The organism is Streptomyces sp. R28 (genome assembly GCF_041052385.1).
Taxonomy (GTDB): domain Bacteria; phylum Actinomycetota; class Actinomycetes; order Streptomycetales; family Streptomycetaceae; genus Streptomyces.
This window is the reverse complement of record NZ_CP163439.1, coordinates 6,400,073-6,412,206: the sequence shown is the minus strand read 5'-3', so window position 1 is coordinate 6,412,206 and position 12,134 is coordinate 6,400,073. Positions and strand designations below refer to the sequence as shown.

Here is a 12,134-nt window from a genome sequence, read left to right as displayed (position 1 = left end):
ACCCCCGGGCCCGGATACGGCCCGCTGACCCCCACCCCTACTCGGCCTTCCCCATGTCGATTTCTCGAACAACGGCCAAGCAGCCCGAACCAACGACCGAGCGACGAAAGGCTATACGAGAGGTAAGAAGGCCGTAAGAGGGAACAACGGGCTTACGTCCAGTAAGTCCCGACATGGGCACTATCCGCCATCAAATGTCAGGTAACTAACAGGTTTCGCATCCGGATGTCCCGGGCAGGGACCTCCGGTTCCGCGCTTCCTTGTTCCGCGCGGCGAGCAACTCGTCGGCGGGATACCCGACCTCTTCGAGGGTCAGCCCATGGGGCCGTACGACATGCACCGCCGAGTCCCGTACGCCGGCGGCGAGCACCTTGCCGGGCCAGTCGGTGGGCCGATGCCCGTCCCCGACGAACAGCAACGCCCCGATGAGCGACCGCACCATGTTGTGGCAGAAGGCATCGGCCCGAACCGTCGCGGTGATGATCCCGTCCTCCCCCCGCACCAGGCTCAGCTCCTGCAACGTACGGATGGTGGTGGCCCCCTCCCGCTTCTTGCAGTAGGCAGCGAAGTCATGCTCACCGAGCAGCCGCTGCGCCGCCTCGTTCATGGCGTCGACGTCGAGGGGCCAGTCGTGCCAGAGGACGTGACTGCGCAGAAGCGGATCGACACCGCCGGGATTGTCGGTGACGCGATAGGCGTACCGTCGCCAGACGGCGGAGAACCGCGCGTTGAACCCACTGGGCGCCTCCCGCAGCGCCCACACCCGCACATCCTTGGACAACCGCCCGGCGAGCCGCTTGAGCAGCTTCTCGTGGTGTTCGCGCCACACCGACTCCGGCAGATCGACATGCGCCACCTGCCCCCGCGCATGCACCCCGGCATCGGTGCGCCCCGCCACGGTCAGCTCATACGTCGTGCCCCCCGACCGCGTGACGGTCCGCAGCGCATCCTCGATCTCCCCCTGCACGGTCCGCTTCCCACCGGCCTGCTTGGCCCAGCCGTGAAACGCGGCGCCGTCGTAGGACAGATCAAGACGGACACGGACGTAACCTGCTGCCACTTCATCACTCACGCAGAGATCCTCTCAGGAACACAAGAACGGGCCCGCCCCTCGAAAGGAACGGGCCCGCAATCGCCCTCAAGGGGCGCGGGGAACTGCGCGACAAGCCACCACGAACCCGCGGCCACAAACGCACAGCCCCCGGCAGAACGCTTAGGCGTCCTTGGACTCCTCGGCCGGAGCCTCATCGGCCTTGGCCGTGTCGACCTTGGCCTCAGCAACCTCGGCAACCTCGGCGTCCTTGGCGGCGCGCTTGGTGGCCGCCTCGGCCTCGCCCGTGGCCTCCTGCGCAACCGTCAGCGCCTCGACCAGCTCGATGACAGCCATGGGCGCGTTGTCGCCACGGCGGTTACCGATCTTGGTGATACGGGTGTAGCCACCCGGACGGTTCTCGTACCGCGGGCCGATCTCGGTGAAGAGCGTGTGGACGACGCTCTTGTCCGTGATGACCTGGAGCACCTGACGGCGGTTGTGAAGGTCGCCCTTCTTCGCCTTGGTGACCAGACGCTCGGCGTACGGCCGCAGACGGCGGGCCTTCGCCTCGGTGGTGGTGATACGGCCGTGCTCGAACAGCGCCTTCGCGAGGTTCGCGAGAAGCAGCTTCTCGTGCGCGGCACTGCCGCCCAGACGGGCACCCTTGGCGGGCTTCGGCATGGTGTTCTCCTAGGTGTCTGCCCCGGCCGTACCAGGTACCGGGGTCAGTATCCGAGCAGGCGGCTGCCTGTCGGAGATCCGGGGTCCGCCGAAGCGAACCCCGGAGGTGGTGGAGATCAGTACTGCTCGGTCTCCACGAACCCGGCGTCCGCGTCGTCGTCGGCGCCGAAGGCGTCGGCGGCGGGAGTCGGGTCGAATCCGGGCGGGCTGTCCTTCAGGGCTAGGCCCATGCCGGCCAGCTTCGCCTTGACCTCGTCGATCGACTTCGCACCGAAGTTGCGGATGTCGAGCAGGTCGGCCTCAGAACGAGCCACGAGCTCACCCACGGAGTGGATGCCCTCACGCTTGAGGCAGTTGTACGACCGAACGGTGAGCTCCAGCTCCTCGATCGGCAGCGCCAGGTCAGCGGCGAGGGCGGCGTCCGTGGGGGACGGGCCCATGTCGATGCCCTCGGCGTCGATGTTCAGCTCGCGGGCGAGACCGAACAGCTCGACCAGCGTCTTACCGGCGGAGGCCATGGCGTCACGCGGACGCATCGCCTGCTTGGTCTCGACGTCGACGATCAGCTTGTCGAAGTCGGTGCGCTGCTCGACACGCGTGGCCTCGACCTTGTACGTGACCTTCAGCACGGGGCTGTAGATGGAGTCGACCGGGATACGGCCGATCTCCTGGCCCACCTGCTTGTTCTGCACGGCGGAGACGTAACCACGGCCACGCTCGACCGTCAGTTCCATCTCCAGCTTGCCCTTGCCGTTGAGCGTGGCGAGGACCAGGTCGGGGTTGTGCACCTCGACACCGGCCGGGGGCGCGATGTCGGCGGCGGTGACCAGACCCGGGCCCTGCTTGCGCAGGTACATCACGACCGGCTCGTCGTGCTCCGAGGAGACGACCAGCTGCTTGATGTTGAGGATCAGGTCGGTGACGTCCTCCTTGACGCCCGGCACGGTGGTGAACTCGTGCAGCACGCCGTCGATACGGATGGACGTGACCGCCGCACCCGGGATCGAGGACAGGAGGGTCCGGCGCAGGGAGTTGCCGAGGGTGTAGCCGAAGCCCGGCTCCAGCGGCTCGATCACGAACCGGGAGCGGAACTCGTCGACGACCTCTTCGGTCAACGAGGGGCGCTGAGCGATCAGCATGTGTGGATCAGATCCTTCTTTCGTGGACGCCCGCTATTTGACGCCCGACGGAAACCGCACCCGTGACAAGTGCGGGTATTGCAAGGGTACGGGCGGTACGGCCCCTTACAGAGCCGTACCGCCCGAAACCAAGCCTGCTGCGAAGCAGCCGTACGTCAGACGCGACGACGCTTCGGCGGACGGCAGCCGTTGTGCGGGGTCGGGGTGACGTCCTGGATGGAGCCGACCTCGAGACCGGTCGCCTGAAGCGAACGGATCGCGGTCTCACGACCCGAACCCGGACCCTTCACGAACACGTCGACCTTGCGCATGCCGTGCTCCTGGGCGCGGCGGGCAGCCGACTCGGCGGCCATCTGCGCGGCGAACGGCGTGGACTTCCGGGAGCCCTTGAAGCCGACGTGGCCGGCGGAGGCCCAGGAGATCACGTTGCCGGACGGGTCCGTGATGGAGACGATCGTGTTGTTGAACGTGCTCTTGATGTGCGCGTGGCCGTGAGCGACGTTCTTCTTTTCCTTGCGGCGCACCTTCTTGGCAGCGCCCTGACGACCCTTGGGGGGCATCTAGTAACTCCTACGGGGAGGTGGTCGGTCCTACAGCGAAGACCGCTGGTGAAGCGTTGTCCGCTGAGGACTACTTCTTGCCCGGCTTCTTCTTGCCGGCGATGGCGCGACGCGGGCCCTTGCGGGTGCGAGCGTTCGTGCTGGTGCGCTGACCGCGGACGGGCAGACCGCGACGGTGACGGAGACCCTGGTAGCAGCCGATCTCGACCTTGCGGCGGATGTCGGCCTGGATCTCGCGACGGAGGTCACCCTCGGTCTTGATGTTGGTGTCCACGTACTCGCGGATCGCGACGAGCTGCTCCTCGGAGAGGTCGCGAACGCGGGTGTTCGGGTTGACGCCGGTCGCTGCCAGCGTCTCCTGCGAAAGGGTCCGGCCGATGCCGAACACGTAGGTGAGGGCAACCTCCACGCGCTTGTCGCGCGGGATGTCAACACCGGAAACGCGTGCCATTCAATGGCTCCTGGTGATCTTCGGAGGTCTTCCGCAGAACCGACTCCCAGCCGCCGGCCTCTTCACGCTGACAAAAAGATGCAGCCAAAGATTAGGTACGGACTGGGTCCCCGGCCTCCGAACCGGGGGTGTCAGGCACGATCACTCGGCCTGGGTTCTGCGTATGAACAATTCAGCTCGCGTCGCGCGAATCCCTGCGATATCGATGCAGAGGGAGTGGACGATCGTGCGTCAGCCCTGGCGCTGCTTGTGGCGCGGGTTCTCGCAGATGACCATGACCCGGCCGTGACGGCGGATCACCCTGCACTTGTCGCAGATCTTCTTGACGCTCGGCTTGACCTTCATTGGTGAGGTTCTCCGGGTCAGTGCCATCGCCTCGGGAAGTCCCGGGGCGCGGGCAAGATCTACTTGTACCGGTAGACGATCCGGCCACGCGTCAGGTCGTACGGAGACAGCTCCACCACGACCCGGTCGTCAGGGAGGATGCGGATGTAGTGCATACGCATCTTGCCGCTGATGTGTGCCAGGACCTGGTGGCCGTTCTGGAGCTCGACCTTGAACATGGCGTTCGGCAGAGACTCGACGACAGTGCCCTCGATCTCGATGGCACCTTGCTTCTTGGCCACGCTTTGCCCTTCGGAATCGACTACCTTGATCGACTCCCTTGCGTCCCTTACGGGTGCATGCAGGCATGCGGGTGCACGAGAGCCGACGAGTCAGTCTACGTCAGCGCACCCGGAAAGACGAATCGGGGAAGTCTGCCCCAGTAGGCAGATCATTAAGCGCCTTCGATAGGGGCGCGGGGAACTGCGCGAGCAACCACGGCGAACCCGCGGCCGCCCGCCGACAGGTCCACCCGCCCCGGAAGGCGCTCAAGCCAACGGGTCCGTGGCAGCGACAATCCCGTGCTCCGCCAGCTTCGCCTTACCCCCGTCGGGAGCGGTGAGCACCAGCGGCCCCTCCTCGGTCAGCGCAACCGAGTGCTCCCAGTGGGACGACCACGTGCCGTCCGTGGTGATGACCGTCCAGTCGTCCGAGAGGACCTCGGTCTTCGGCGTGCCCAGAGACACCATCGGCTCGATCGCGAGGCAGAACCCGGGGACCAGCTTCGGCCCCTTGCCGCGCCGCCGCTCGACGTAGTTCAGGAGGTGCGGGTCCATGTGCATCTCGGTACCGATGCCGTGGCCGCCGTAGTCCTCGATGATGCCGTACTTGCCGCCACCCGGCTTCGGCTGCCGACGGATGTACGTCTCGATGGCACGGGAGACGTCCACAAGACGGTTCCCCAGCTTCATGGCCGCGATGCCGGCCCACATCGACTCCTCGGTCACCCGGGAGAGCTCGATCAACTCCGGAGCGTGACCGGAGCCGACGAAGGCGGTGTAGGCGGCGTCGCCGTGCCAGCCGTCGATGATGGCGCCGCAGTCGATGGAGATGATGTCCCCGTCCTTGAGGACGACGTCCTCGGACGGGATGCCGTGGACGACGACGTCGTTCACGGAGGTGCAGATCGTCGCGGGGAAACCGCCGTAGCCGAGGAAGTTCGACTTCGCGTCGTGCTCCGCGAGCACCTTGCGCGCGACCTCGTCGAGATCCTTGGTGCTGGCCCCGGGCACCGCGGCCTCGCGCGTGGCCGCGTGAATGGCGGCGACGACCAGCCCTGCCTCACGCATCTTGGCGATCTGCTCGGGGGACTTGATCTGCACCATCTGGGCTGCCGCCTCCTGCCGCGGGTTTACGTCTATCGCCTCCACGATACGCGTCCACGCGAGCCGAAGCCGGGGTGACGGCCACCCCGGACAGGCCTCGCGCGGCCGGCCTCCGGTCGGCCTGCCAGGGTCACCGGGGCTGAATCACACCTGCACCCTCAGCAACAAAAGTCGTTGACGAACCCAACTAGCCACTCTAGCCTCGCAGTTGCCAGCTGGCGATGTCGGGGGCCGGCAGTCAGCTCCAGACACTTCGGACCGGATACACGGTCCCCAAAAACGGGGGTACAAGTGATCAAGAGAACTCTGTCCCGCATAGCCGCGGCCGGTGCCGTCGCCACTCTGATCGGCCTTACCGCAGCCTCGCCCGCCATGGCCGGCGACGAGGGGCCCCTCTGGTACAGCAACCGGGGCACGGTGACGTTCAACGACGATGGTGACGACATCACGGTCTGCGACAAGCTGGCTGACGGCTACGGCGTCACGGGCTACCTGGAGCGACTCAACGACTCTGGCACCGGCCTGGTTTGGGTCATCAAGGAAGACGACGGCGGAGACGCCGGCTGCGACCGGTCCGACAATGGCTACGACATGGTCGGCAACATCTCGCACGGTCTGGCCATCTGCTGGAACGGCAACAACTCCTGCGTCCGCTCGAACTGGTTCTTCGACGAGTAGGCCCGTTCGGCACCAAGAGGTTTGAGGTCTCTACGGAGACCTCAACGGTGTGACGGTGTGTGAGCACGCCGCATATCTGCCAAGAAGCTCCGGTCGGTGCAGACGATCAATCAATTCGTCTGCACCGATCGGAGCTTTTGGTGTGGCCGGTCCCAGGTGCACATCCGCCTGGGACCGCAGAGACGGTCAGCGATGGGTGAAGACCGGGTTCCAGCGGCCGACGTAGTCGCCTTCGGCCTTACGGAAGCCCGAGAGCGGTGTCACCTTGTCGCCGTCCAGGCTGACCAGGACCAGCTGGTTGCGGAACTCACCCTTGCCGGGTTGGCACTGGCTGGGGTCACACCGCCAGGCGATGAGGTGAGTGTTGTCCGCCCACGCGAGAAGCTGCTGTCCGGGTACGACCGCACTCCGCTTGCCGGTCTTCGCGTCCAGAACCGCGGCAACGATCTGGCCGTCCTTACCCCCCGCGAAGCCGCCAGTCACAAGCTTTCCGTCCGGGGACGTAGCCACCGGCGGAAAGATCAGATCAGTCTTCTGCTGCGGAAGCGACTTCAGCCTGCCGTTCACGTCGTAATAGTTCCTGCCCGGCTGGTCGAGCCTCTGCTCCCACAGCATCGCGCCGTCACGGCTCCAGCTGAAGTCCTGACGCCCGGTGCCGGCAATGGCCGCAAGACTGTCCTTCTTGGCCGGCCGCTCACTGAATTCCGCCTGGCCGGAGTCGACATCGATGACATAGAAGCCGGTACGACTCTGCTTCGGCCCCGGCATCTCCTGACCATCGCCACCCTCCACATGCACCGGCGCGTCCTGGAAGAGGCCGTCCGGGTTGTGGCTGTACGTCGTCGCCACCAGGCGCTCACCGTCCGGCGAGAACTGCACACCGCCAACGCCCTTGTCGACCTCGATCCAGCGCTGGACCTTGCCCGTCGACAGATTCATCAGGCCTATGCGGTTGACGGGCAGATCGCCCTCCAGCACCGCGGCCGTCTTCATCCCGGGAGCGACATCGAGCCAGGCCCATTCGGTCTTCTCGTACCGCTTGGTCGCGGCGTTGTACAGACTCCACTCACGCGCGCTCACCGCATCCCCGTCCGGCTGCTGCACGAGCTTCGTCGTGTAGTACGCCGAGACGGCGACCTGCCCTGCGGCTATCAGCTCGCGCGGCGGGGACTGGTTCGGACGGGCCACCACGTCCGAGGCCTCGGACTGCCCTTCCGGGCCACCGCCCGTCAGCGCCCACGACACCCCGATGACTGCGGCGACCACAACGACCGCGGCGACCGCCAGGCTGCGACTCCTGCCGCGGAGCAGCGACGGCTGCTCGCGCTCGGTGGAATCGTCGGACCGTGGCAACTGTTCGGGCTTGATGGCCATACCTCCTCGGCAGAGCACTTCCGGGTCCCCAAGAAGGAAGGCAGCGGCCCCCACCGGGGGCCGCTGCCTTCCTTTTGCAAGCTGTTACGAACCGGGCAACGCCGACATGGCCCGCTTCGTGACGTCCGCCACCTTCCCCATCGCGGAGACCGTGGTCACAAGGCCCTGGGCCTTGTAGTAGTCGATGATCGGCTCGGTCTGCGTGTGGTAGACCTCCAGCCGCCGGCGCACCGTGTCCTCACGGTCGTCATCACGCTGGTAGAGCTCACCACCGCACGCATCGCACACGCCCTCCGCCGCGGGCGGGTTGTACGTGACGTGGAACACGTGCGCCGAGTCGTTGCGGCAGATCCACCGGCCGGCGATCCGCTTGACGACCTCCTCCTCGGGGACCTCTAGATCCAGCACCGCATCGATCTTCATGTCCCCTTCACGCAGCATCTCGTCGAGCGCTTCCGCCTGGTCGACGTTCCGCGGGAAGCCGTCGAGGAGGAAGCCCCCGGCCGCGTCCGGCTGCTGCATACGGTCGCGCGCCATGCCGATGGTGACCTCGTCGGGCACCAGCTGTCCCGCGTCCATGTAGGACTTCGCACGCCGCCCGAGCTCTGTGCCCTGGCTGATGTTCGCGCGGAACAGGTCGCCCGTGGAGATGTGCGGGATCGACAGGTTCTTGGCGAGGAACGCGGCCTGCGTTCCCTTACCGGCGCCCGGCGGCCCGACGAGGACGATACGCATTAGCGGAGGAACCCTTCGTAATTGCGCTGCTGGAGCTGGCTCTCGATCTGCTTCACCGTTTCGAGACCGACACCCACGATGATCAGGATGCTGGTCCCGCCGAACGGGAAGTTTTGGTCTGCCCCGAAACCAGCCAACGCCATCGTCGGCACGAGAGCGATCAGGCCCAAGTACAGCGAGCCCGGCCAAGTGATCCGGTTGAGCACGTAGGAAAGGTACTCAGCGGTCGGTCGGCCAGCCCGGATGCCCGGGATGAAGCCACCATACTTCTTCATGTTGTCCGCGACTTCCTCGGGGTTGAACGAGATGGCCACGTAGAAGAACGCGAAGAAGACAATCAGGAGGAAGTAGAGACTGACGTGAACCGCCGCCCGCGGATTGGCCAGGTTCGCGGTGATCCAGCTCGCCCATCCCGCCTGCGAACCGGCGAACTGAACGATCAGCGCGGGGATGTAGAGCAGCGAAGAAGCGAAGATGACGGGAATCACACCCGCCTGGTTCACCTTGAGCGGGATGTACGTCGACGTACCACCGTAGGAACGGCGGCCGATCATGCGCTTGGCGTACTGCACTGGAATACGGCGCTGAGCCTGTTCCACCAGGACCACCAGGCCGACCATGAACAGGCCGACGGCGACGACCGTGCCGAATTCGATCCAGCCGTCGGCCAGGCTGCCCTCCTGCTTGATGGCCCACATCGCGGACGGGAAGGTCGCGGCGATCGAGATGAACATCAGGATCGACATGCCGTTGCCGATGCCGCGGTCGGTGATGAGCTCACCGAGCCACATGACGGTGGCCGTACCGGCGGTCATCGTGATGACCATCACGATGGTGGTGAAGATCGAGCGGTCCGGCACGATCTGACCGGCCACCTGGCAGTTCGGGAACAGCGAACCGCTGCGGGCGGTGGCCACCAGGCCGGTGCCCTGCAGGATGGCGAGCGCCACGGTCAGATAGCGGGTGTATTGCGTGATCTTGGCCGTGCCCGCCTGTCCCTCTTTCTTGAGGGCTTCCAGGCGCGGGATCACGACGGTCAGCAGCTGCAGGATGATGCTCGCCGTGATGTACGGCATGATGCCGAGGGCGAAGATCGTGATCTGAAGCAGAGCGCCGCCGCTGAACATGTTGACCAGGCCGAAGATGCCCTGATTGGCGCTCGCCTGGTCGATGCAGACCTGAACGGCCCTGTAGTCGACGCCGGGGATCGGAATGTGTGTACCGACCCGGTAGATCACGATGATGCCGAGCGTGAAGAGCAGCTTCTTGCGCAGGTCGGGCGTCTTGAACGCCCGGGCGAACGCGGTGAGCACGGTGCCTCCTGCGACCCCCGCGCTACTGCGTCAAGGGTGACGGTCTTGAGGATCGACTAATGGGAACGACTTAGCTAACGGTCAAGTGCCGCTCGGAGTGCCCCACAGGAAGCACTCCGTAAAAGTGGGCAGTGCAGCCCACCATACCGGCGAGACCGCCCCCCTAGGAACGACCAACCGGGGATACCCCATTTGTGGGGTATCCCCGGTCGGGATCGCTCAAGTCATCGAGACGCCTGATGTACTCAGACGAGCTCGGTGACGGTACCGCCGGCGGCGGTGATCTTCTCCTTGGCGGAGCCGGAGACGGCGTCGACCGTCACCTGCAGCGCCACGGAGATCTCGCCCTGGCCGAGGACCTTGACAAGGCTGTTCTTACGAACGGCACCCTTGGCGACCAGACCCTCGACGGTGACCTCGCCACCCTCGGGGTAAAGCGCCGCCAGCTTGTCGAGGTTCACGACCTGGAACTCGGTCTTGAACGGGTTCTTGAAGCCCTTCAGCTTCGGGAGACGCATGTGGAGGGGCATCTGGCCACCCTCGAAGCGCTCCGGAACCTGGTAACGGGCCTTCGTACCCTTGGTACCACGACCAGCCGTCTTACCCTTCGACGCCTCACCACGACCCACACGGGTCTTGGCGGTCTTGGCGCCCGGGGCGGGACGGAGGTTGTGGATCTTGAGCGGGTTCTGCTCCGCCATGATCAGTCGACCTCCTCGACCGTCACGAGGTGGCGGACGGTGTGCACCATGCCGCGGAACTCGGGACGATCCTCCTTGACGACCTGCGTGTTGATGCCCTTGAGACCAAGGGAGCGCAGGGTGTCACGGTGGTTCTGCTTGCTGCCGATGTACGACTTCGTCTGCGTGACCTTGAGGCGAGCCATTACGCACCCGCCCCGGCACGCGCACGCAGCAGAGCCGCGGGAGCGACGTCCTCGAGCGGCAGACCGCGGCGGGCCGCGACCTCCTCGGGACGCTGCAGGCCCTTCAGGGCCTCCACGGTCGCGTGCACGATGTTGATCGCGTTGTCGGAGCCGAGCGACTTCGACAGGATGTCGTGGATACCGGCGCACTCGAGCACGGCACGCACCGGGCCACCGGCGATAACACCGGTACCGGGGGACGCGGGCTTGAGCAGCACGACGCCGGCAGCCTTCTCACCCTGGATCGGGTGCGGGATGGTGCCCTGGATACGGGGGACCTTGAAGAAGTGCTTCTTGGCCTCCTCAACACCCTTGGCGATGGCGGCCGGCACCTCCTTGGCCTTGCCGTAACCGACACCCACGGTGCCGTCACCGTCGCCCACTACGACGAGCGCAGTGAAGCTGAAGCGACGACCACCCTTCACAACCTTGGCGACGCGGTTGATCGCGACTACGCGCTCAACGTACGCGGTCTTCTCGGCGGCAGCAGCGCCGCCGTCACGGCCCTTCCGGTCCCGCCGCTCGCCGCCACCGGCACCGCTTCCACGGCGCTGGGGTCCAGCCATTGGATTACCTCTCTCTTTCCGCTAGCTACGGAAGCGGCTCAGAACTTGAGCCCGGCTTCGCGGGCGGCGTCCGCCAGGGCGGCGATGCGCCCGGCGTACTGGTTGCCACCACGGTCGAATACGACAGCCTCGACACCGGCGGCCTTGGCGCGCTCGGCGACCAGGGCGCCGACCTGCTTGGCCTGCGTGGACTTGTCGCCCTCGGCACCGCGGATCGAGGTGTCCAGGGTGGACGCCGACGCCAGGGTGTGACCCTTGATGTCGTCGATCACCTGGGCCACGATGTGGCGGTTCGAGCGGGTAACGACCAGACGCGGACGCTCCGCCGTACCGTTGATGTGCTTACGGATCCGGATGTGGCGGCGCTTGATCGCGGCGCGCTTGTAGGCGTCGCCCTTGAGGATCTTCTGTCCGTATGCCATGGCTTACTTACCCGCCTTTCCGACCTTGCGGCGGATGACTTCGCCCTCGTACTTGACGCCCTTGGCCTTGTACGGGTCGGGCTTGCGCAGCTTGCGGATGTTGGCCGCAACCTCGCCGACCTTCTGCTTGTCGATGCCCTCGACCGAGAACCGGGTGGGGGCCTCCACCTTGAAGGTGATGCCCTCGGGGGCCTCGACGGTGATCGGGTGGCTGTAGCCGAGAGCGAACTCGAGGTTCGAACCCTTGGCCGTCACGCGGTAACCGACACCGCTGATCTCGAGCTTCTTCACGTAACCCTGGGTCACGCCGGTGATCATGTTCGCCACCAGCGTGCGGGACAGGCCGTGCAGGGCCTTGTTCTGACGCTCGTCGTTGGGGCGGGTGACGTTGAGAACGCCGTCCTCACCCTTGGCGATGTCGATCGGCGCAGCGACGGTGTGGCTCAAGGAACCCTTGGGGCCCTTGACCGAGACCGTACGGCCGTCGATGGTGACGTCCACGCCGGCGGGAACCGTGATGGGGAGCTTGCCAATACGCGACATAGCTG

The 12,134-nt window shown here is 65.8% G+C and carries 17 protein-coding genes; 1 reads left to right on the top strand and 16 read right to left on the bottom strand.

The features are described from left to right. Positions 1 to 205: 205 nt before the first annotated feature. The 8 genes from truA to map form a co-directional block, all read right to left on the bottom strand. Positions 206 to 1,072: a tRNA pseudouridine(38-40) synthase TruA gene (truA, locus tag AB5J49_RS28865; protein WP_369171722.1), complete on the bottom strand. Its 867-nt coding sequence runs from the start codon at positions 1,070 to 1,072 to the stop codon at positions 206 to 208. Positions 1,073 to 1,213: 141 nt separating this feature from the next. After that, the gene (rplQ, locus tag AB5J49_RS28860) at positions 1,214 to 1,714 is read right to left on the bottom strand and encodes a 50S ribosomal protein L17 (RefSeq protein WP_369171720.1); all 501 of its coding nucleotides are present in this window, start codon (positions 1,712 to 1,714) and stop codon (positions 1,214 to 1,216) included. A gap of 116 nt (positions 1,715 to 1,830) precedes the next feature. Then, complete coding sequence (locus tag AB5J49_RS28855) at positions 1,831 to 2,853, bottom strand: DNA-directed RNA polymerase subunit alpha (protein ID WP_369171718.1); 1,023 nt, start codon at positions 2,851 to 2,853, stop codon at positions 1,831 to 1,833. Between the two features lie 155 nt (positions 2,854 to 3,008). Then, positions 3,009 to 3,413 carry a 30S ribosomal protein S11 gene (gene rpsK / locus AB5J49_RS28850; RefSeq protein ID WP_003956432.1) on the bottom strand — a complete coding sequence of 135 codons (405 nt, stop codon included), beginning with the start codon at positions 3,411 to 3,413 and terminating at the stop codon, positions 3,009 to 3,011. Between the two features lie 70 nt (positions 3,414 to 3,483). Continuing rightward, positions 3,484 to 3,864: a 30S ribosomal protein S13 gene (gene rpsM, locus AB5J49_RS28845; protein ID WP_369171715.1), complete on the bottom strand. Its 381-nt coding sequence runs from the start codon at positions 3,862 to 3,864 to the stop codon at positions 3,484 to 3,486. Between the two features lie 231 nt (positions 3,865 to 4,095). Then, positions 4,096 to 4,209: a 50S ribosomal protein L36 gene (gene rpmJ / locus AB5J49_RS28840; RefSeq protein ID WP_003998809.1), complete on the bottom strand. Its 114-nt coding sequence runs from the start codon at positions 4,207 to 4,209 to the stop codon at positions 4,096 to 4,098. Between the two features lie 59 nt (positions 4,210 to 4,268). Further along, positions 4,269 to 4,490: a translation initiation factor IF-1 gene (infA, locus tag AB5J49_RS28835; RefSeq protein ID WP_003948620.1), complete on the bottom strand. Its 222-nt coding sequence runs from the start codon at positions 4,488 to 4,490 to the stop codon at positions 4,269 to 4,271. Positions 4,491 to 4,736: 246 nt separating this feature from the next. Beyond that, complete coding sequence (map, locus tag AB5J49_RS28830) at positions 4,737 to 5,573, bottom strand: type I methionyl aminopeptidase (protein ID WP_369171714.1); 837 nt, start codon at positions 5,571 to 5,573, stop codon at positions 4,737 to 4,739. Positions 5,574 to 5,864: 291 nt separating this feature from the next. Between map and AB5J49_RS28825 the strand changes: the two genes are divergently transcribed. After that, positions 5,865 to 6,251 carry a hypothetical protein gene (locus tag AB5J49_RS28825; RefSeq protein ID WP_369171712.1) on the top strand — a complete coding sequence of 129 codons (387 nt, stop codon included), beginning with the start codon at positions 5,865 to 5,867 and terminating at the stop codon, positions 6,249 to 6,251. A 186-nt stretch (positions 6,252 to 6,437) separates the two neighbouring features. Here AB5J49_RS28825 and AB5J49_RS28820 read toward each other — a convergent pair whose 3' ends face one another. From AB5J49_RS28820 to rplF, 8 genes are all read right to left on the bottom strand, one after another. After that, positions 6,438 to 7,625 (bottom strand): hypothetical protein, encoded by a 1,188-nt coding sequence (locus AB5J49_RS28820; RefSeq protein WP_369171711.1) that lies wholly within the window; start codon positions 7,623 to 7,625, stop codon positions 6,438 to 6,440. Positions 7,626 to 7,709: 84 nt separating this feature from the next. After that, positions 7,710 to 8,360 carry an adenylate kinase gene (locus AB5J49_RS28815; protein ID WP_369171710.1) on the bottom strand — a complete coding sequence of 217 codons (651 nt, stop codon included), beginning with the start codon at positions 8,358 to 8,360 and terminating at the stop codon, positions 7,710 to 7,712. Continuing rightward, complete coding sequence (gene secY / locus AB5J49_RS28810) at positions 8,360 to 9,673, bottom strand: preprotein translocase subunit SecY (protein ID WP_369171709.1); 1,314 nt, start codon at positions 9,671 to 9,673, stop codon at positions 8,360 to 8,362. Before secY ends, AB5J49_RS28815 begins: the two co-directional genes overlap by 1 nt. A 245-nt stretch (positions 9,674 to 9,918) precedes the next feature. Continuing rightward, positions 9,919 to 10,374, bottom strand: a complete 456-nt coding sequence (rplO, locus tag AB5J49_RS28805) for a 50S ribosomal protein L15 (RefSeq protein ID WP_023547373.1) — start codon at positions 10,372 to 10,374, stop codon at positions 9,919 to 9,921. A 2-nt stretch (positions 10,375 to 10,376) separates the two neighbouring features. Then, entirely contained in the window at positions 10,377 to 10,559 is a 183-nt protein-coding gene (rpmD, locus tag AB5J49_RS28800) for a 50S ribosomal protein L30 (RefSeq protein ID WP_055553514.1), read from the bottom strand. Beyond that, positions 10,559 to 11,164: a 30S ribosomal protein S5 gene (gene rpsE / locus AB5J49_RS28795; RefSeq protein ID WP_016434633.1), complete on the bottom strand. Its 606-nt coding sequence runs from the start codon at positions 11,162 to 11,164 to the stop codon at positions 10,559 to 10,561. Before rpsE ends, rpmD begins: the two co-directional genes overlap by 1 nt. Positions 11,165 to 11,202: 38 nt before the next feature. After that, positions 11,203 to 11,586 carry a 50S ribosomal protein L18 gene (gene rplR / locus AB5J49_RS28790; RefSeq protein WP_369171707.1) on the bottom strand — a complete coding sequence of 128 codons (384 nt, stop codon included), beginning with the start codon at positions 11,584 to 11,586 and terminating at the stop codon, positions 11,203 to 11,205. Between the two features lie 3 nt (positions 11,587 to 11,589). After that, the gene (gene rplF, locus AB5J49_RS28785) at positions 11,590 to 12,129 is read right to left on the bottom strand and encodes a 50S ribosomal protein L6 (RefSeq protein WP_123991106.1); all 540 of its coding nucleotides are present in this window, start codon (positions 12,127 to 12,129) and stop codon (positions 11,590 to 11,592) included. Positions 12,130 to 12,134: the final 5 nt, after the last annotated feature.

Bases quoted from the DNA above. Each gene is read 5' to 3' on its own strand.
- rplQ (WP_369171720.1), bottom strand. From the start codon at position 1,714: ATGCCGAAGCCCGCCAAGGGTGCCCGTCTGGGCGGCAGTGCCGCGCAC.
- rpsM (WP_369171715.1), bottom strand. From the start codon at position 3,864: ATGGCACGCGTTTCCGGTGTTGACATCCCGCGCGACAAGCGCGTGGAG.
- rplR (WP_369171707.1), bottom strand. From the start codon at position 11,586: ATGGCATACGGACAGAAGATCCTCAAGGGCGACGCCTACAAGCGCGCC.
- AB5J49_RS28820 (WP_369171711.1), bottom strand. From the start codon at position 7,625: ATGGCCATCAAGCCCGAACAGTTGCCACGGTCCGACGATTCCACCGAG.
- map (WP_369171714.1), bottom strand. From the start codon at position 5,573: ATGGTGCAGATCAAGTCCCCCGAGCAGATCGCCAAGATGCGTGAGGCA.
- rpmJ (WP_003998809.1), bottom strand. From the start codon at position 4,209: ATGAAGGTCAAGCCGAGCGTCAAGAAGATCTGCGACAAGTGCAGGGTG.
- AB5J49_RS28815 (WP_369171710.1), bottom strand. From the start codon at position 8,360: ATGCGTATCGTCCTCGTCGGGCCGCCGGGCGCCGGTAAGGGAACGCAG.
- AB5J49_RS28855 (WP_369171718.1), bottom strand. From the start codon at position 2,853: ATGCTGATCGCTCAGCGCCCCTCGTTGACCGAAGAGGTCGTCGACGAG.
- rpmD (WP_055553514.1), bottom strand. From the start codon at position 10,559: ATGGCTCGCCTCAAGGTCACGCAGACGAAGTCGTACATCGGCAGCAAG.
- rpsK (WP_003956432.1), bottom strand. From the start codon at position 3,413: ATGCCCCCCAAGGGTCGTCAGGGCGCTGCCAAGAAGGTGCGCCGCAAG.
- rpsE (WP_016434633.1), bottom strand. From the start codon at position 11,164: ATGGCTGGACCCCAGCGCCGTGGAAGCGGTGCCGGTGGCGGCGAGCGG.
- rplF (WP_123991106.1), bottom strand. From the start codon at position 12,129: ATGTCGCGTATTGGCAAGCTCCCCATCACGGTTCCCGCCGGCGTGGAC.
- rplO (WP_023547373.1), bottom strand. From the start codon at position 10,374: ATGGCGGAGCAGAACCCGCTCAAGATCCACAACCTCCGTCCCGCCCCG.